Here is a 17,094-nt window from a genome sequence, read left to right as displayed (position 1 = left end):
TCCCGTCGACCAGCAGGCGGCGCACCAGCGCGCCCATGAATGGAAGCCGGTCAATTTCCGCGAGGTCGGCCAGACCCGCTGGCTGATCGTCGGCTTCGGAAATATCGGCCGGGAGATCGCCGTGCGCGCCAAGGCGTTCGGCGCCCAGATCGAGGCGGTGCGCCGCTCGCCCTCCGGCGAGGGCCCGGCCGATCATGTGAGCACCCTGGCCGACCTGCCCGAGCGCCTGCCCCACGCCGACGTGGTGGTCCTGGCCTGCGCACTCAACGACGAGACCCGCGACCTGGCCGGCGAGGCCTTCTTCGCGGCCATGAAGCCGGGCGCGATCCTGGTCAATATCGGCCGCGGCGGCCTGGTCGACGAGGACGCCCTGCGCGCGGGCCTCGACCGCGACCAGCCGGCCCACGCCGTCCTCGACGTCTTCAAGACCGAGCCCTTGCCCGCCGACTCCTGGTTCTGGGACCATCCGAAGGTGCGGGTGACGCCCCACGCCTCCAACCGCGGCGCCCTGACCGGCGCACGCGGCGACCAGCTCTTCCTCGACAACCTGGCCCGCTATCTGGGCGGCCAGCCGCTGATGAACCCAACCCGGCCGGAGGATATCGGCGCCGGCTAAGCCTCCACCGTCATCTGGGTCTGCAGCACCAGGGCGAGCAGCTTGCCGTCCTCATTGGTGATGCGGGTCTGCCAGACGCTGGAGCGGCGGCCGATATGCAGGGGCGCGGCCTCGCCGGTCACGGTCGTCCCGACCTTGGCCGAGCCCAGGAAGTTGGTCTTGGACTCCAGCGTCGTGGTCCGCGCGCCCGGCGGCAGGTTGAGAAAGCCGCCGATGGCCCCCAGGGCGTCGGCGAAGGCCATGAAGGCGCCGCCGTGCAGGATGCCGCCGGCGGTGCAAAGGTCCTCTCGCACCGTCAGCCGGCCCACGACCCGGGTCTTGTCCCGCTCGACGATCTCGACCCCCATGAGGTCGGAAAACGGCATCCCGGTCTGCGTCGCGCTCATCGGCGGTGTTCCCCTTGCATGTTCAGCGCGCAACAGACGACCACCGGCCAGGCCGGGTCAATGGGCCCGCGCGTCGCCGGCTCGCCTTGCGCGGCGGCCCTCCAGGGCGTAACGGGACGCTCCGCGACAGGAATTTCAAGGAGACCGCCATGGGCTATCGGGTGGCCGTGGTCGGCGCCACGGGCAATGTGGGCCGCGAGATGCTGAACATCCTCGAAGAGGTCGAATTCCCCGTCGACAAGATCCACGCCCTGGCCAGCCGCCGCTCGATCGGCGTCGAGGTCTCGTTCGGCGAGCAGATCCTCAAGTGCGAGGACATCGAGCAGTTCGACTTCTCCAGCGTCGACGTGGTGCTGATGAGCGTCTCCGGCTCGTTCTCCAAGGAATGGTCGCCGAAGATCGGCGCCGCCGGCCCGATCGTCATCGACAACTCCTCGGCCTGGCGCATGGACCCGGACGTGCCGCTGATCGTGCCGGAGGTGAACCCCGACGACGTCGCCTATGCCGGCAAGAAGAACATCATCGCCAACCCGAACTGCTCGACCGCCCAGCTCGTGGTGGCGCTGAAGCCGCTGCACGACCGCGCGCGCATCAAGCGGGTGGTGGTCTCGACCTACCAGTCGGTCTCCGGCGCGGGCAAGGAAGGCATGGACGAGCTGTGGGACCAGACCAAGGGCGTCTTCGTCCTGGGCGCGCCCGAGCCCAAGAAATTCCCCAAGCAGATCGCCTTCAACGTCATCCCCTTCATCGGCGCCTTCAATGACGACGGCTACACCGACGAAGAAGCCAAGATGTGGAACGAGACCCACAAGATGATCGACCCGTCGATCCAGCTCACCGTGACCTGCGTGCGGGTGCCGGTGATGGTCGGCCACTCCGAGGCGGTGAACATCGAGTTCCACGACCCGCTGGACGAGGACGAGGCCCGCGACCTGCTGCGCGAGAGCCCCGGCCTGATCGTCATCGATCAACGCAACGACAAGGGCTACATCACGCCCAAGGAGGCCCAGGGCGAGTTCCCGGTCTTCGTCAGCCGCATCCGCAACGACCCGACGGTCGAGAACGGCCTGAACCTGTGGGTCGTGGCCGACAACCTGCGCAAAGGCGCGGCCCTGAACGCGGTACAGATCGCCCAGCTCCTGCACGAGCGCGGCCTGCTGAAGAGCAAGGCGGCGGCTTAAGGCCGCCCTCGTTCGTCATCCCCAGGTTCAGCCTGGAATTCAGGCGCAGCCGGACATGGCCAAGGACGCTTCCGCCCAGATCGACCGCCAGGCCCGCGGCGCGGCCCTGGCGGTGGGCGGGGCCTGCTACCTGATCTGGGGCGTCGTGCCGCTGGCCTTCCAGGTGATGGGCAGGATCGGCGTCGGCGCCTGGGAAATCCTCGCCCACCGCACGCTCTGGGCCGTGCCCACCGCCTTCCTGTTCGTGCTGCTGGCCCGCCAGACGGGCGACCTGGCCCGCGTGCTGCGCGAGCCGCGCACCCTCGGCTGGCTGGCGCTCTCGGCCGGGGTCATCGCGGTCAACTGGCTGGTCTTCATCTGGGCGGTGAACAACGGCCGGGTGCTGGAGACCAGCCTCGGCTACTTCATCAATCCCCTGATGGCCATGGCGGCCGGCGCGGTGATCTTCCGCGAGCGGCTCGACGCGGTCGGCAAGGGCGCCATCGGCCTGGCCGGGGTCGGGGTGGCGATCCAGGCGGTCGCGCTCGGCCACCTGCCCGTCGTTTCCCTGACGCTCGCCACCAGCTTCTGCATCTACGGGATCATCCGCAAGCGGGTGGCGGCCGAGGCGCAGACCGGCCTCTTCGTGGAGTGCCTGATCCTGGCCCTCCCGGGCGTCCTCCTGATCGGCTGGCTGGAAAGCCGCGGCGAGGGGCACTTCACCGCCGGCCTCGCCCCCGCCCTCTGGCTGCTGGCCTGCGGGCCGATGACCGCCCTGCCGCTGATGATGTTCTCGTGGTCCGCCCGGCGCATCCCGTTCTCGGCCATGGGCTTCCTGCAGTTCATCGCTCCCAGCATGACCTTCGTGATGGGCGTGACGCAGGGCGAGCCCTTCACGGTCCTGCGCGGCGTCTCCTTCGCCTTCATCTGGGGCGGGGCGGCGGTGTTCGCCCTCGGCGCCTGGCGGCGCAGCCGGATGTTGGCGGCTCAGAGCGCGGCGTAGGCCGCCTCGATCAACCGCCGGGCGCGCGCGTCGCCGATCAGGTCGGTCGACTGCTTGTTCATCACATAGGCCCCGGCCAGTCCCGTTTCCGGATCGGCGAAGGCGCACGAGCCGCCCCAGCCGGAATGGCCGAAGGTCGCCTCGCCCGGCCCCCAGACCTTGACCGGCGCGTTGCGCATGAAGCCCGCCCCCCAGCTCATCACGAACGGCAGCACCAGGTCCTGGCCGAAAATGCGCTCGCGGCTGGCCTCGGCGATCAGGGCCGGCGACAGGATGGTCTCGCCGTCCAGCCAGCCGCCGCCCGCCAGCGCCCCCATCAACCGCGCCAGGGCCGGCGCGGTGGCGTGGCCGTTGGCGGAGGGAATCTCGATCCGCCGCCATTCGGCCTGGCCGCGCCCGCCGGGCGAGGACCAGGGCGTCAGGAAGGCCGCCTTGGTCGCCGCGTTGATCTCGCCGAAGTCCGGCAGGCCGCCGGGCCGCTGGAGGTCGGCGACCCGGCCATGCTCGGCATCGGGCAGGCCGATCCAGAGGTCGAGGCCGAACGGCCCGGCCAGGTCCTCGCGCAGCGCCGTTCCCATGGTCCGCCCGTCGACCCGGCGGAAGATCTCGCCGGCCAGATAACCGAAGGTGATCGGGTGGTAGCCGCTGGCCGTCCCCGGCGGCCACAGCGGCGCCATGGCCGCCAGCCTGGCGCAGACCGCGTCCCAGTCGAACCACAGCGCCGGGTCCATTTCGCCCGGGAAGCCCGACAGGCCCTCCTGGTGGCTCATCACCTGCTCGACCGTGATGTCCTGCTTGCCGGCCTGACCGAACTGCGGCCACAGCTCGGCGACGCGCTGGCCGTAGTCGAGCTTGCCGGCGTCCACCAGCCGGGCGATCAGCAGCGAGGCGACCGCCTTGGTGGTCGAGAACACCGCCGTCAGGGTGCGCTCGTCGAACGGCCGGGTGCGCTGGCGGTCGGCGAAGCCGGCCCAGAGGTCGACCGCCGTCTCGCCGTCCTCGACCAGGCAGAAGCGCGCGCCCAGCTCCTGGCCGCTTTCGAAATTGGCGGCGAAGGCCTCGCGCACGCCGGCGAAACGATCGGGGCAGAGGCCGTGGATTTCGATGCTCACGTCAGCCGCTCCAATCGCACGCTGGGGGAGGCCGCCTTCAGCCGCTGGGCCATGGCGAGGATGGGCAGTTCGGCCGCGCCGGAGGCGTGGGCCGCGGCCACCGTCTCGGCCACTCCGCCCACCGCGCGTCCGAGCGCGTAGGACGAGGTCAACCCGTCCAGCAGGGCCGCGCCGAACAGGGCGCTGAGCAGGTCGCCGGTCCCCTTCGGCGCCGAGGGCTGGCGTGGATGGGCCGCCATCCAGGCCTCGCCCTCCGCCGCGTAGATCACCCCGATCTCCTTGCCGCACGGCGCCGAGGAGACTAGGGCGGGCTTGCCCAGCCGGCGCGCGGCGATCAGCGCTTCCTCGACCGTGCGCACGTCCTCGCCGGTCAGGTGCGCCAGTTCCCACAGATTGGGGGCCAGGACGTCGGCCCTGGGCACGAGCAGCTCCACCACCGCTTCGGCGACCTCGGCCGGCACATAGAGGCCCTTGCCCGCATCACCCAGGGTCGGATCGACGATGACTACCGGCTGGCGCGGCGCGGCCCCCGCATAGCCCTTGCGCTTGGCGCCGCGCACCGCGTCGATGGCCTTGGCGGCGGCGGCCACCTGCTCGGGAAAGGCGAAATAGCCGGTGAGGACCAGGTCGGTCTGGCCGAACAGCCGGTTGGCCTCGATCCCGGCCAGCATGCCCTCGATCACCTCGGGCTCGACCTTGGCCCCGCCCGGCAGCCCCCAGCCGGGATGGCGGCCGAACAGCACGGTCGGCACGACCATGGCGTCGATCTTGAAGGTGGAAAGCGCGCTCGCCTGGGCGGAGCCGCCGACATGGCTGGCGGCGACATGGCTGGAAATGATCAGCGCGAGCGGCATCGCCGACCTGATTAACCGACGGACGCGAAGGGGGCCACCGCCAATAGAGGCTCCACCCCGGGGCGGAGAAGACTAACGCCCGCGATCGGTGTCATCAAGTCAGTTGTTGGTGGTCGCGTAGTTTGGCGTTAGCGATGACGACGAGCTTTCTTGCGATGGCAGCGATGGCGAGGCGTTTTGGTTTTCCGGCGCTGATGAGGCGCTGGTAGACGGGGCTAAGGGATGGGTGGGCTCTGGCTGCGGCGAGAGCGGCCATGAAGAGGACGGGGCGCAGTCCGTTCCGTCCGCCGTTCATGCGCCGCCGGCCTTTGAGCTTGCCGGACTCTCGAGGATGAGGGGCCAAGCCTGCGAGGCTTGCGGCCTGCTTGGGCCCGAGGCGGCCGAGCTCGGGCAGGAGGGCGATGAGGCTGCGGGCGGCGACGGGGCCGACGCCTGGGATGGCGCGGAGAGTTTGTTCGTCGCGGGCCAGGTCTGGAACGGCTTGGACGAGGTCGGCCATGTCCTGGTCGATGCGGTCGATCTGTCGTGTCAGGAAGGCGATCTGTTCGTCGAGCAGGGCTTGCAGGCGCTGGCCGCCGCCTGGGGCTGAGCGTCGGTTCTTGGCCTGGGTTCTCTGGGCCAGCAGGCTCTGGCGGTGGCGCAGCAGCTCGGCGAAGGCTTGGCGGTGGGGATCGGGGGTCTGCCAGGCCAGCAGGCGATGGGCGCGCTCGAGGCCGTAGCGGGCCAGCCAGGCGGCGTCGATGCGGTCGGTCTTGGCGCGTCCTCCATGCGAGGCGATGAAGGCTTTCACCTGGGCGGCGTCGGCGCGGCAGCTGGTCAGGCCCAGTTGCATGGCCGCTTCCAGCAGTTGGCGCTCGTAGCCGCCGGTGGTCTCGCAGACCAGCCAGTCATAGTCGGCATAGGCGTATAGGGCCTGGCTCAGGTCCGCCGGCGCATTGGCCGTGGTCCAGCTTCGTCCGGTGAGGCTGTCATGGAAGACCACGTGGCTCTTGGCCACGTCGGCGCCCAGGATGCGCAGACCGGCGTTGGCCGGCCGATGATGTTGAGGCATGATCTCGCTCGGCTTCGGATTGTCTGCGGGCGCGCCATGCGGCCCAGTCAAGTCAACAAGCGTACGAAGCCGGCCCGCCGACGGACCACGATGACAACGGGCGTCTGCCCGATCCCGGTACGGTCGCGGCGACGGGCGCAGATCCGGGGCTGGCCAGCCCCGGATCTGCTTCCGGCTCAACAGTCGCGGCGACGGGCGCAGATCCGGGGCTGGCCAGCCCCGGATCTGCTTCCGGCTCAACAACATTGCACCACTTCAAACAGACAATCCCGGTTTCGGCGCAGCCGAAGACCGGGACCTATGAACACCAGATGGAGCAGGATGCGGCTCGGCCGCGCCTCGTCCTTCAATTCAGACGCGAATGGGTCCCGGTCTTGCTTCGCAAACCGGGATGACGCCGAGGAGAAGCTGCACCCTGGCCCGCCACCCGCGGATCGCGGGCGATGGCGTTGTTGACGCCGTGTCCCTCAGCCATTGTTCGATTTGCTCGCAGCGCAAGATTGCAATCTGCGCCGGGCGCTACATAGTCGAAGCTTCACGCAAGCGAGTCCGGGGAGCGTCCCATGCAGACCTTCATGTCCCAAACGAAAGGAGATCCCATTCACATTCAGGACATGAAACTTCATGCCTATGCTGCTCCGGAGGCCGCCGGCTTCCGAACCTAGTCGCCTTGCGCGGACGCGCGTCCGCAAATTCCTCTCCTACTATCGCCCGCACCTGCCGCTGCTCGCGGCCGATGTCGGCTGCGCGGTCCTCGTCTCGCTGACGGCGCTGGCCTTTCCGCTGGCGGCGCGCTTCGTCACGGGCGAACTGGCGTCGGCCGGGGCCACGGCCCAGACGCTGCACCAGCTCTGGATCGTCGGCGCCGTCCTGCTCGGCCTGCTGGCCGTGCAGATCGTGGCCACCCTCTTCGTCGACTATCAGGGCCACATGATGGGGGCGAAGATGGAGGGCGCCCTGCGCCAGGACCTCTTCGAGCACTGCCAGAAGCTGTCGTTCAGCTTCTACGACCATCAGCGCACCGGCCAGCTCATGAGCCGGATCACCAACGACCTGCACATGCTGGGCGAGCTCTACCACCATGGCCCCGAGGACCTGGCCATCGCGCTGCTCAAATATGCAGGGGCGCTGGCGATCCTGATGATGCTGGACATCCCCCTGGCCCTGACGATCCTGGCGCTGACGCCGCCGGCGGTCGCCTACGCCCTGCACTTCAACCACCGCATGGGCCTGGCCCTGGCGGCCAGCCGGCGCCAGGTCGGGGCGATCAACGAGCGGGTGGAGGACTCGCTGGCGGGCATCCGCGTGGTGAAGTCCTTCGCCAACGAGGCCATCGAGATCGACCGCTTCGGGGCGCAGAACGCCGCCTTCCTCGACAGCCGCCGGGCCGGCTACCGCAGCGAAGCCTGGTTCTCGGTGGGAACCCTGGCCTTCGGCCAGGTGCTGACCCTGGTGGTGATCGTGATCGGGGCCCTGCGCGCCGCCCAGGGGGCGCTGAGCGTCCCGGACCTGCTGACCTTCCTGCTCTGCGTGGCGGTGCTGGTCGATCCGGTCCAGCGGCTGGCGAACTTCGCGCGGCTCTGGCAACTGGGCTGGACCGGCTTCACCCGGATGATGGAGATCCTGGAGATCGAGCCCGAGATCGTCGACCGCCCGCTCGCCCGCGATCTCGGCCGGGCGAAAGGGACGGTCAGCTTCAGCGGCGTCGACTTCCGCTACCGGAACGGCCCCCTGGTGCTGCGGGGCCTGTCGCTCGACATCCGGGCTGGCGAGTTCGTGGCGCTGGTGGGCCCCTCGGGGGTCGGCAAGAGCACGCTCTGCTCGCTGATCCCGCGCTTCTACGAGGCCAGCGCCGGGGCGGTGCGGATCGACGGGACCGACGTGCGCGACCTCACGCTCGAAAGCCTGCGCCGCAACATCGGCGTGGTGCAGCAGGACGTCTATCTGTTCGCCGGCAGCATCGCCGAGAACCTGCGCTACGGCCGACCCGGCGCCACGGCGGCGGAGATCGAGGCGGCCGCGCGGGCGGCCAATGCGCACGACTTCATCATGGCCCTGCCGGACGGCTATGCGACCGACATCGGCCAGCGCGGGGTGAAGCTGTCGGGCGGGCAGAAGCAGCGGCTGACCATCGCACGGGCCTTTCTGAAGGACCCGCCGATCCTGATCTTCGACGAGGCCACCAGCGCCCTCGACAACGAGAGCGAACGGGCGATCCAGGCGGCGGTGCTCGATCTGGCCAGGCAGCGCACGACCCTGGTCATCGCCCACCGGCTCTCGACCGTGCGGCACGCCGACCGCATCCTGGTGCTGACCGAGGACGGCGTGGTCGAGGAGGGCGCGCACGAGGCGCTACTGGCCAGGGACGGGGTCTATTCCCGGCTCTACCGCGTGCAGGCCAGCTTCTGAGGCGGTGATCGATTTCCTCCCCCATCTCGATGGGGGAGGAAAAGGCTCTGTCGCCCGCTGGCCGCTACTTCACCGCTTCGACGTGCAGCCAGTCGCGCATGACGCCGTCGAAGCCGCCGCCCTGGCCGTGGCGCAGCTCGATCTGCGCCCAGGGCCCGGCGCCGTCATAGGCCGCCCGCAGGCGGGGCTCGTCGGGGAAGTTGTAGTAGCGGCCCAGGCTGTCGCGCGCGCCGCCCTCGCCGGCCTTGAACCCGGCGTAGAACCGCCCGCCGGGCTTCAACGCCCGGTGGATGCGGCCCAGCACGCCGGCCAGGCCGTCCTCCGGCACGTGCAGCAGGCAGGCGTTGGCCCAGACGGCGTCATAGGCCTCGGTCGCGTCCAACTCCTCGAACCGCATCAGCCGCACCGGCCGGCCGATGCGCCGCTCGGCCTCCCGCGCCAGGCCGGGCGAGCCGTCGGTGGGCGTCACGTCGAAGCCGGCGGCGATCATGGCCGCCGCGTCCTGGCCGCCGCCGCAGCCGAGTTCGAGGATCTTCGTCCCCGGCGCCAGCTTGGCCAGGAACGGCGCCAGGTGCGGCCCGGCCGCGTCCTTGCGCGCCGCATAGGCGGCGGCCTCGCGGTCGTAGAAGGCGAGCGTCGCCTCATCGTGCAGCGGCTGATCGGTCACGGACGTTTCCTTCCTTCTGGCGTCCTCGCGCCGGCCCGTCCATTGTGGCCCAAAGCCAAGAACCGAGGGGATCGCCATGGGCAAGCTAGTCGAGGTTTCCGATGCGGGCCATGTCCGCACCATCCGCCTGAACCGGCCGGAGAAGAAGAATGCGCTCAGCCAGGCCCTGGCCTGGGGCGTGGTGGAAGCGGTCGACGCGGCCGCGCGCGACGACAATGTCTGGGTGGTGGCCCTGACCGGCTCGGGCGACGCCTTCTGCGCGGGCCTCGATCTGTCGGGGTCGGAGCCCTACCATCCCGGAACGCCGATGACCGCCCAGCTCGACGACATCGGCTGGGTGGGGAACTTCGTGCTGGCCCTGCGCAAGCGCTGCGACAAGCCGGTGATCGGCGGGATCAACGGGGTGGCGGTCGGGGCGGGCCTGGGCCTGGCCATGGCGACCGACGTGCGCCTGATCGCCCACAGCGCCAGGCTGATGGCCGGCTACACCCGCATCGGCGGCTCGCCGGACGCCGGCCTCACCATCACCCTGCCGCAGGCCATGGGCTATGAGCGCGCCATGCGCTTCATGATGGAGAACCGCACCCTGACCGGCCAGGAGGCGGTCGAATGGGGCATGGCCGGCGAGGCGGTGGCCGACGCCGATTTCGAAGCGCCGAGTACGCCCAGCAGCTCTGCGCCTGGTCGCCGATCACCCTGCGCCTGCTCAAGCGCGGCATCGTCAAGTCCTACGAGTCGACCGACATGGAGCAGCAGCTCCGCTACGAGGTCTCCAACATCATGCGCGCCTTCGGCAGCGAGGACGGCAAGGAGGCCCGCCGCGCCTTCCTCGAAAAGCGGCCGCCGGCGTTCAAGGGCCGATAATCGCAGTTGCGAGTGATTATCACTTCAGGCAGGCTGCGGTCGGGAAAGCCGGAGCCTGCCGATGAACGACGTCATCTCGACCATCCCCGAGCTTGAGGCCTGCGTCGGCGCCGCCGGCCTGCCGATCAAGATGAAGATCATCGACCACCTGGACGCCGAGGCGGCCCGGTGGATCGCCGCCGCGCCCCTGGGCTTCGTCGCGGCCGGCGGCCCGGACGGTCCGCGCGTGGCGGTGGCCGGCGGTCCGCCCGGCTTCGCGCAGGTGACGGACGAGACCACTCTGCGTGTTCCGCTGAACGCCGTCGATCCGCTGGGCGAGATCGAGGCGGGGCAGGGCGCCGGCGTCCTCTTCCTGATCCCGGGGATCGGCGAGACGCTGCGCGCCAACGGCCGCGTGCGCCGCGTGGCCGACGGCGCGCTCGAGATTGCGGTCGAGGAATGCTTCATCCACTGCGCCAAGGCGCTGATCCGCTCCGATTTCTGGACGCCGGCCGCGGCCGAGCCGCCGGGGGAGGCGGGCGCCTTCGTCGACGCCTCGCGGTTCCTGGCCCTGGCCACCATGGACAGCGAGGGCCGCGTCGACATCAGCCCCAAGGGCGACCCGGCCGGGCGGTTGATCCGCGTGGAGGACGGCCACGCCACCCTGGCCGAGCGGCCGGGCAACCGGCTGGCCTTCGGCTATCGCAACATCATCGAACAGCCGCGCGTGGCGGTGCTGTGCCTGGTTCCGGGCGCCCAGGCGGTCGCCAGACTGTTCGGCCGCGCCGTGCTGACCACCAATGAGGCGGTGCGGGAAAGCTTCGTGGTCGAGGGCAAGACCCCGGCCATGGCCACGGTGGTCGAGGAACTGTCCGCAAGCCTGGCGCCCAGCGAGGCCCTGGCCCGCGCGGCGGTCTGGACCCAGGCTCCGGCCGCCCGGGACATCGATCCGGCCGCGGTGCTGGTCGCCCACCTGAAGCTGAACAAGGCGCGCGGCGCTCAGGCGACCATGCTGCGGCTGGCGGTCAATCGCGGCCTGATCGCCAAGGGCCTGGAAGCCAGCTACCGCGACGGGCTCTACTGACGGACAGTGGTCAGCGCCTACACCGATGTCGTCCCGGTTTCGGCGCAGCCGAAGACCGGGATCCATGCGCACCTGATCTTGAAGACTTAAGCTCGACCCGGCCCATCCGGTGTTCATGGGTCCCGGCCTTGCTTCGCAAGCCGGGATGACATCCTTAACTCAAGACGCGGCCTCGCCGCGCTGGAACTGCTCCACGCGCGCGGCGTGGAAGCTGTTGGGCGCGTCGCTGCGCGGGGTCTGGCGGGCGTAGGATTCGATCTCGGCCAGCATCTCCTCCCAGGCGCTCTCGAACACCGGGGTCCAGTCGGCGCCCAGAAGGTCGCGCAGGGCGTCGCGGACGATGGCGAAGAAGGTGGCGAAGACGTCGCGCGGCACGTCGTAGCCTTCGTGGTTGATCATCTCCGTGCCGATCATGTGGTCGGCGTAGCGGCGCTCGCCCACGAAATCGAGGATGGCGGCGAAGGCCAGGGACAGCATCTCGCCGCGGATTTTGCCGTCGGTGTCGCGCCAGAAATAGGGCTCCATCTGCGGGTGCAGCTCGAACATGCGCTGGTAGACGCGGGCGGTCGGGTCGATGTCCCGTTCGGCCAGCAGCTCCAGGCTGGCCTCGATATCGGCTGCGCGCGCAAAGGCCGTGGCCATGGTCTGCTCTCCCTTCCCCTTGGAGCCCGTCCTGGAACGCGGGCCGCTCGGCGTCAGAGTGATCCCCGCCGCCGGCCGGGGCAACCCCGGAGGTTCCCTTAGGCCCAGGGGCCGGGCGCGCGGGCCTTGGTCACCGGCACGGCGGTCTGGCCGCGGCGGCTCCCGCCGCTGACGATCGGGGCCGCCGGCGGCGCGCCGCGGCCGGTCAGCTTCATCAGGGCGGCCACCCGGTTGCCGGTCGAAGGGTGGGTCGAGAACAGGTTGTCGGCCCCGTGGCCGGCCAGGGGATTGATGATGAACATCTGGCCGGTGGCCGGATTGCGCTCGGCCGTCACGTTGACGATGCCGCGGGCATAGGCCTCGATCTTCTGCAGGGCGCTGGCCAGGGCCTCCGGGTCGCCGCTGATCTCGGCGCCGTGGCGGTCGGCCTCGTATTCGCGGCCGCGGCTGATCGCCATCTGCACCAGGCCCGCGGCCATGGGCGCCAGCACCATCAGGGCGATGGTCCCGACGATCCCGCCCGGCCGCTCGCGGTCGTTGCCGCCGAAGAAGAGGGCGAAGTTGGCCAGGGAGGAGATCGCCCCGGCGATGGTCGCCGTGATGGTCATGGTCAGGGTGTCGCGGTTCTTCACGTGCGCCAGCTCGTGCGCCATCACCCCGCGGATCTCGCGCCGGTCGAGCATGCGCAGCAGGCCGACCGTGGCGGCCACCGCCGCGTGTTCGGGGTCGCGGCCGGTGGCGAAGGCGTTGGGCTGCTCGCTCTCCATCACATAGACCTTGGGCCGCGGCAGGTTGGCGCGGTCGGCCAGGGCGTAGACATCGGCGACATAGTTGCGCAGCAGCGGCTCGGCCACGCTCTGGTCCACCTCGCGCGCGCCGTACATGCGCAGCACGATCTTGTCGGAGTTCCAGTAGCTGAAGGCGTTCATCGCCACGGCGATGGCCAGGGCTATGGCCATGCCGGCCGCCCCGCCGATCAGATAGCCGACGCCGACGAAGAGGGCGGTCAGGCCCGCCAGCAGCATGAAGGTGCGAAGATGGTTGTGCATGGCGCCGGATATCGGGCGGCCGGGGGCCTTGCGCAAGCGCCCGGGACGCCAGGGCGGTCTAGAAGTTGACGGCGCGCAGGGTGGCGGCGGCGGCCATGATGCGGTCTGTCTCGGCCCCCGCGCCGGCGGCCTGGTCGCGCATCAGCGCCTCGCAGTCGTCGGCCGGCATCGGTCGGGCGAACAGGTAGCCCTGCATCCGGTCGCAGCCGGCGGCGCGCAGGAAGATGGCCTGGGCCTCGTCCTCGACCCCCTCGGCGACGATGCGCGCGTCCAGCGACTTGGCCGCGCTCAGCATGGCGCGCACCAGTTTGGAGGTGCGCGGGTCGCGGCCGACCCCGCCGATCAGCGACTGGTCCAGCTTCACCGTATGGATCGGCAACTGCAGCAGGGCGCGCAGGTTGGAATAGCCGGTGCCGAAGTCGTCCAGGGCCACGCGCACCCCGCGGGCGGCCAGGCGCTCGATATGGCGGCGGGCCATGGAAAGGTCGTTGACCAGGAAGGTCTCGGTGATCTCCACGGTCAGGGCGGTGGCCGGCAGGTCGGTGTCGGCCAGCCGCGCGATCAGCTTGCGCGAGAAGGCCGGGTCCAGCAGTTCGCGCTGGGAGACGTTGCAGGCGATGGTGTCGATCAGCCCCTCGCGCACCCAGGGCGCGGCGCGCTGGCAGGCGCTCTGGAAGATGATGCCGTCCAGCTCGCCGATCAGGCCCAGCTCCTCGGCCAGCGGCACGAAGACGCCGGGCGGGATCATGCCGCGTTCGGCGTGGTTCCAGCGGGCCAGCACCTCGGCGGCGATGATCCGGCCGTCGGCGGCGTTCACCACCGGCTGGAACCAGGGCACGATGTCGCCGCTGGGGATCGCGCGGCGCAGTTCGGTCTCCAGGCTGTGACGAGCCTCGCTCGCCCGGCGCAGGTCCTCGTCGAAGGCCGACCAGCGGCTGCCGCCGGCGGTCTTGGCGCGATAGAGCGCCATGTCGGCGAACCGCTGCAGGTCGGTGGCGTCGACGGCGTCGTCGGGATAGACCGCCAGCCCGACCGAGGCCCCAGGCGCGATGGCGCGGCCATAGATCGTGTGGGTCTGGATCAGGGCCTGGGTCAGGGACTCGGCGCGGGCCCGCGCGCCCTCGCGGTCGGCGATGAGCGCGAACTCGTCGCCGCCCAGGCGCGCGACCACGTCTCCGGGGCGGGCGTGCTCGCGCAGGCGCCGGCCGATCTCGGCCAGCAACTGATCGCCCGCGTGGTGGCCCAGGCTGTCGTTGAGGGTCTTGAAGCGGTCCAGGTCGATGACGAACAGGGCCGCCCCGCCGCCGCCGGCCTCTGCGGCCTCCAGGCGGTCGATCAGGGCCGAGGTGAAGGCGCCGCGGTTGAGCAGGCCGGTCAGGCTGTCGGTGCGCGCCAGGTGCATGGTCAGGGCCCGCTCGGCCTCCAGCTCGGCGACGCGGCCGGCCAGGGTGTCGTGGACCCGGCGCAGCTCCTGTCCCGCCTCGGACAGTTCGAGCGCCTTGGCCTCGAGCAGGGTCTCGGCCTTGCGGCGGGCCTGTCGCTCGCGTTCGGTCCGCCGTGCGGCCTCGGCGGCGTCGATCATGTGCGGCGCCGGCTTCACGGCACGCCCGGCGCGAATCCGCAGCGGCCGACGCCGGCGCCGGCCATACCGGCGTCCATGACGTCTTCGACGAATTCCGGGAGCTCGACGACGCCCTTCATCCCCACCCAGTCTGCGAACGTGTTCGGATAACCGCGTGATACGCCGAAATCACGGACCGACCGTTAACAGGGCGGGAAAAAGCCAGGGAAAGCGCCGGCCGGTCAGGCCCTGGCGGGCTCCGGCTCGGGCTCCTCGATCTGGCCTTCCCACTTGGCCACCACCGCGCTGGCGACCGAGTTGCCGAGCACGTTGGTCGCGCTGCGGCCCATGTCCAGCAGGTGGTCGACGCCGAGGATCAGCAGCAGCCCGGCCTCGGGCAGGTTGAAATAGGTCAGGGTGGCGGCGATCACCACCAGCGAGGCCCGCGGCACCCCGGCCATGCCCTTGGAGGTCACCATCAGCAGCAGCAGCATGGTGACCTGCTGGCCGATGGTCATGTCGATGCCGTAGGCCTGGGCGATGAACAGCACCGCGAAGGTGCAGTACATCATCGAGCCGTCGAGGTTGAACGAATAGCCCAGCGGCAGGACGAAGCTGGCGATCCGGCGCGACAGGCCGAATTTCTGCAGCTCCTCCAGGGTCCGCGGATAGGCCGCTTCCGACGAGGCGGTGGCGAAGGCCAGCAGGGCGGGCGAGCGGATCGCGGCCAGGAGCTGCAGGGCGCGCTTGCCGACGATCAGCACCACCGCCAGGCTGAGCAGGCCCCAGAGCACGCCCAGCGAGGCGTAGAAGCCGAGCACGAACTTGGCGTAGTCGACCAGCACCGACAGGCCCTGGGTCGAGATGGTGGCCGCCAGGGCCGCGAAGATCGCCAGCGGCGCGGTCTTCATCACATAGCCGGTGACCTTCAGCATGATGGTGGCGACCTGGTCGACCAGGGCGGTCACCGCCGGCGCCTTGTCGTCGACGGCCGAGACCGCGGTGCCGACGAAGATCGAGAACACCACGATCTGCAGGATCTCGTTGTTGGCCATGGCCTCGACGATGGATTTCGGCACCAGATGGGTGATGAATTCCTTGAGGGTCAGGGTCGAGGCGTCGACCGTCCCGCCGGCGGCGGCCGTCTCTGCGACCAGGTTCATGCCGACGCCCGGCTGGATCAGGTGCACCATGAACAGCCCGATCATCAGCGAGACGATCGAGGCCGAGATGAACCACAGCATGGTCTTCACCCCGACCCGGCCGATGGAGGCGGCGTCCTCCATGTGGGCGATGCCGGCGACCAGGGTCGAGAACACCAGCGGGGCGATGATCATCTTGATCAGCCGCAGGAAGACGTCGGTGATGATGGTCAGGTTCTCGGCCACGGACTTGGCCTGCTCGGGGCTCAGCCCCTGGTTCACGCCCCATCCGACCAGCACCCCCAGCACCATCGCCCCGACGATGAAGGCGGTGAAAAGTCGGTTCATGCGCTGGTCCCCCGGGGCCGTGGTCGATAGGCGAGGGCGCCGCCGTCGGACGGCCGTCACACTCGCAGGCTATGGATCTCCGCCGACCTTGTGGCCGAGAAAAGGGCGGTTCGTCCATAGGGATACGGTTTCAAGGCAGAGGCGCCTCGCAACCTGCGGCGGAGCAGGCTAAACTGACCCATGTCCAAAGAAGAAAAAGCTGCCGCCATCGTCGAGCGGCTCAATCAGGAATATCAGACGACCGTCCGGTCCTTGAGGACCTCGCTCCAGACCTTCCTTTCCGGCGGCCCGCCGCCGACCCCCGCCGAGCGGGCCAAGGGGATCTTCACCTATCCGGAACTGCGGCTCTCCTGGCCGCCCGGCCGGGCCTATCCGCGGCTGTCGCGCGCCTATGCGCGCATCTCCCAGCCGGGAAACTACAGCGTCACCGTCACCCGGCCCGACCTCTATCGCGACTATCTGACCGAGCAGATCGGCCTTCTGATGAAGGACTTCGACGTCAGCGTCGAGGTGGGCCGCTCGACCCAGGAGATGCCGTTCCCCTACGTGCTGGACGGGGCGGTGGACCTGGCCATGGCCGATGTCGGCTCGGCCGAGATCGCCCGCCACTTCCCGACCACGGAGCTGGCCTATATCGGCGACGAGATCGCCGACGGCCTGTGGATTCCGAGCCTGGAGGAGACCCGGCCGCTGGCCCTGTTCGACGGGCTGCGCATCGACTTCTCGCTGGCGCGCCTGGCCCACTACACCGGCACGCCGGCCGAGCATGTCCAGCAGTACATCCTGTTCACCAACTATCACCGCTATGTCGACGAGTTCGTGCGCTGGGGCTGCGAGCAGATCCGCGAGGGCCGCTACGAGGCGCTGTCGGCGGCCGGCCGGGTGCTGGTCACCGCCGACACCGAGAACGGCGAGCAGGCGGTGGCCGACGGCCCCTGGCGGCGCCATCAGATGCCGGCCTATCACCTGATGGCTCCGGGCCGGCGCGGGATCACCCTGGTCAATATCGGGGTCGGGCCGTCCAACGCCAAGACCATTACCGACCACCTGGCGGTGCTGCGGCCTCAGGCCTGGCTGATGATCGGCCACTGCGGAGGCCTGCGCGGCTCGCAGACCATCGGCGACTATGTCCTGGCCCACGCCTATCTGCGCGACGACCACGTGCTG

Annotated in this window: 16 protein-coding genes; 7 read left to right on the top strand and 9 right to left on the bottom strand. The window is 70.0% G+C overall.

Going from position 1 to position 17,094, the window contains the following annotated elements; all coding sequences use genetic code 11:
* Positions 1-616 (top strand): NAD(P)-dependent oxidoreductase (locus tag ABS78_RS23525; protein ID WP_293385550.1); only part of this gene is annotated, 616 nt, incomplete at its 5' end.
* On the opposite strand, the gene ABS78_RS23520 is transcribed toward ABS78_RS23525, so the two are convergent.
* Positions 613-1,002, bottom strand: a complete 390-nt coding sequence (locus ABS78_RS23520; protein ID WP_293385547.1) for a PaaI family thioesterase — start codon at positions 1,000-1,002, stop codon at positions 613-615. The two genes, ABS78_RS23525 and ABS78_RS23520, sit on opposite strands and share 4 nt — an antisense overlap.
* Positions 1,003-1,151: 149 nt before the next feature.
* On the opposite strand from ABS78_RS23520, the gene ABS78_RS23515 reads away from it, so the two are divergent.
* Both ABS78_RS23515 and rarD read left to right on the top strand, forming a co-directional pair.
* Positions 1,152-2,183: an aspartate-semialdehyde dehydrogenase gene (locus ABS78_RS23515; RefSeq protein WP_293385544.1), complete on the top strand. Its 1,032-nt coding sequence runs from the start codon at positions 1,152-1,154 to the stop codon at positions 2,181-2,183.
* A 55-nt stretch (positions 2,184-2,238) separates the two neighbouring features.
* Entirely contained in the window at positions 2,239-3,165 is a 927-nt protein-coding gene (rarD, locus tag ABS78_RS23510) for an EamA family transporter RarD (protein ID WP_293385541.1), read from the top strand.
* Here rarD and ABS78_RS23505 read toward each other — a convergent pair.
* The 3 genes from ABS78_RS23505 to ABS78_RS23495 all read right to left on the bottom strand — a co-directional run bounded on the left by ABS78_RS23505 (position 3,150) and on the right by ABS78_RS23495 (position 6,182).
* Positions 3,150-4,277: a serine hydrolase domain-containing protein gene (locus ABS78_RS23505; protein WP_293385538.1), complete on the bottom strand. Its 1,128-nt coding sequence runs from the start codon at positions 4,275-4,277 to the stop codon at positions 3,150-3,152. The two genes, rarD and ABS78_RS23505, sit on opposite strands and share 16 nt — an antisense overlap.
* Positions 4,274-5,131: a bifunctional hydroxymethylpyrimidine kinase/phosphomethylpyrimidine kinase gene (locus ABS78_RS23500; protein ID WP_293385535.1), complete on the bottom strand. Its 858-nt coding sequence runs from the start codon at positions 5,129-5,131 to the stop codon at positions 4,274-4,276. Before ABS78_RS23500 ends, ABS78_RS23505 begins: the two co-directional genes overlap by 4 nt.
* Positions 5,132-5,225: 94 nt before the next feature.
* The gene (locus ABS78_RS23495; protein ID WP_293385532.1) at positions 5,226-6,182 is read right to left on the bottom strand and encodes a transposase; all 957 of its coding nucleotides are present in this window, start codon (positions 6,180-6,182) and stop codon (positions 5,226-5,228) included.
* 624 nt (positions 6,183-6,806) lie between these two features.
* On the opposite strand from ABS78_RS23495, the gene ABS78_RS23490 reads away from it, so the two are divergent.
* Positions 6,807-8,591, top strand: coding sequence for an ABC transporter ATP-binding protein (locus ABS78_RS23490; RefSeq protein ID WP_293385529.1), 1,785 nt, complete (start codon positions 6,807-6,809; stop codon positions 8,589-8,591).
* A 64-nt stretch (positions 8,592-8,655) separates the two neighbouring features.
* Here ABS78_RS23490 and ABS78_RS23485 read toward each other — a convergent pair whose 3' ends face one another.
* Entirely contained in the window at positions 8,656-9,258 is a 603-nt protein-coding gene (locus ABS78_RS23485; RefSeq protein ID WP_293385526.1) for a class I SAM-dependent methyltransferase, read from the bottom strand.
* Positions 9,259-9,334: 76 nt separating this feature from the next.
* Between ABS78_RS23485 and ABS78_RS23480 the strand changes: the two genes are divergently transcribed.
* Entirely contained in the window at positions 9,335-10,138 is an 804-nt protein-coding gene (locus ABS78_RS23480) for an enoyl-CoA hydratase/isomerase family protein (protein WP_293385523.1), read from the top strand.
* A 45-nt stretch (positions 10,139-10,183) separates the two neighbouring features.
* Complete coding sequence (locus ABS78_RS23475) at positions 10,184-11,185, top strand: pyridoxamine 5'-phosphate oxidase family protein (RefSeq protein WP_293385520.1); 1,002 nt, start codon at positions 10,184-10,186, stop codon at positions 11,183-11,185.
* 159 nt (positions 11,186-11,344) lie between these two features.
* Here ABS78_RS23475 and ABS78_RS23470 read toward each other — a convergent pair whose 3' ends face one another.
* From ABS78_RS23470 to ABS78_RS23455, 4 genes are all read right to left on the bottom strand, one after another.
* The gene (locus tag ABS78_RS23470) at positions 11,345-11,827 is read right to left on the bottom strand and encodes a globin (RefSeq protein WP_293385517.1); all 483 of its coding nucleotides are present in this window, start codon (positions 11,825-11,827) and stop codon (positions 11,345-11,347) included.
* Between the two features lie 98 nt (positions 11,828-11,925).
* A complete protein-coding gene (gene htpX, locus ABS78_RS23465) occupies positions 11,926-12,876 on the bottom strand; it encodes a zinc metalloprotease HtpX (RefSeq protein ID WP_293385514.1) in 951 nt (316 codons plus the stop codon).
* Positions 12,877-12,934: 58 nt separating this feature from the next.
* Positions 12,935-14,458 carry an EAL domain-containing protein gene (locus tag ABS78_RS23460; RefSeq protein ID WP_293385511.1) on the bottom strand — a complete coding sequence of 508 codons (1,524 nt, stop codon included), beginning with the start codon at positions 14,456-14,458 and terminating at the stop codon, positions 12,935-12,937.
* 221 nt (positions 14,459-14,679) lie between these two features.
* On the bottom strand, positions 14,680-15,927 hold the full coding sequence (locus ABS78_RS23455) for a dicarboxylate/amino acid:cation symporter (protein ID WP_293385508.1): 1,248 nt from the start codon (positions 15,925-15,927) through the stop codon (positions 14,680-14,682).
* A 180-nt stretch (positions 15,928-16,107) separates the two neighbouring features.
* Between ABS78_RS23455 and ABS78_RS23450 the strand changes: the two genes are divergently transcribed.
* A partial coding sequence (locus ABS78_RS23450) for an AMP nucleosidase (RefSeq protein WP_293385505.1) occupies positions 16,108-17,094 on the top strand: 987 nt, incomplete at its 3' end.

It is taken from the genome of Phenylobacterium sp. SCN 70-31 (assembly GCF_001724605.1).
Taxonomy (GTDB): domain Bacteria; phylum Pseudomonadota; class Alphaproteobacteria; order Caulobacterales; family Caulobacteraceae; genus Phenylobacterium.
This window is presented reverse-complemented; position numbering and strand designations above follow the sequence as displayed.

Coding starts and splice junctions, on each gene's coding strand:
- ABS78_RS23490 (WP_293385529.1), top strand. CDS start 6,807: ATGCCTATGCTGCTCCGGAGGCCGCCGGCTTCCGAACCTAGTCGCCTT.
- ABS78_RS23460 (WP_293385511.1), bottom strand. CDS start 14,458: ATGATCGACGCCGCCGAGGCCGCACGGCGGACCGAACGCGAGCGACAG.
- ABS78_RS23495 (WP_293385532.1), bottom strand. CDS start 6,182: ATGCCTCAACATCATCGGCCGGCCAACGCCGGTCTGCGCATCCTGGGC.
- ABS78_RS23520 (WP_293385547.1), bottom strand. CDS start 1,002: ATGAGCGCGACGCAGACCGGGATGCCGTTTTCCGACCTCATGGGGGTC.
- rarD (WP_293385541.1), top strand. CDS start 2,239: ATGGCCAAGGACGCTTCCGCCCAGATCGACCGCCAGGCCCGCGGCGCG.
- ABS78_RS23475 (WP_293385520.1), top strand. CDS start 10,184: ATGAACGACGTCATCTCGACCATCCCCGAGCTTGAGGCCTGCGTCGGC.
- ABS78_RS23515 (WP_293385544.1), top strand. CDS start 1,152: ATGGGCTATCGGGTGGCCGTGGTCGGCGCCACGGGCAATGTGGGCCGC.
- ABS78_RS23480 (WP_293385523.1), top strand. CDS start 9,335: ATGGGCAAGCTAGTCGAGGTTTCCGATGCGGGCCATGTCCGCACCATC.
- ABS78_RS23470 (WP_293385517.1), bottom strand. CDS start 11,827: ATGGCCACGGCCTTTGCGCGCGCAGCCGATATCGAGGCCAGCCTGGAG.
- ABS78_RS23500 (WP_293385535.1), bottom strand. CDS start 5,131: ATGCCGCTCGCGCTGATCATTTCCAGCCATGTCGCCGCCAGCCATGTC.
- htpX (WP_293385514.1), bottom strand. CDS start 12,876: ATGCACAACCATCTTCGCACCTTCATGCTGCTGGCGGGCCTGACCGCC.
- ABS78_RS23455 (WP_293385508.1), bottom strand. CDS start 15,927: ATGAACCGACTTTTCACCGCCTTCATCGTCGGGGCGATGGTGCTGGGG.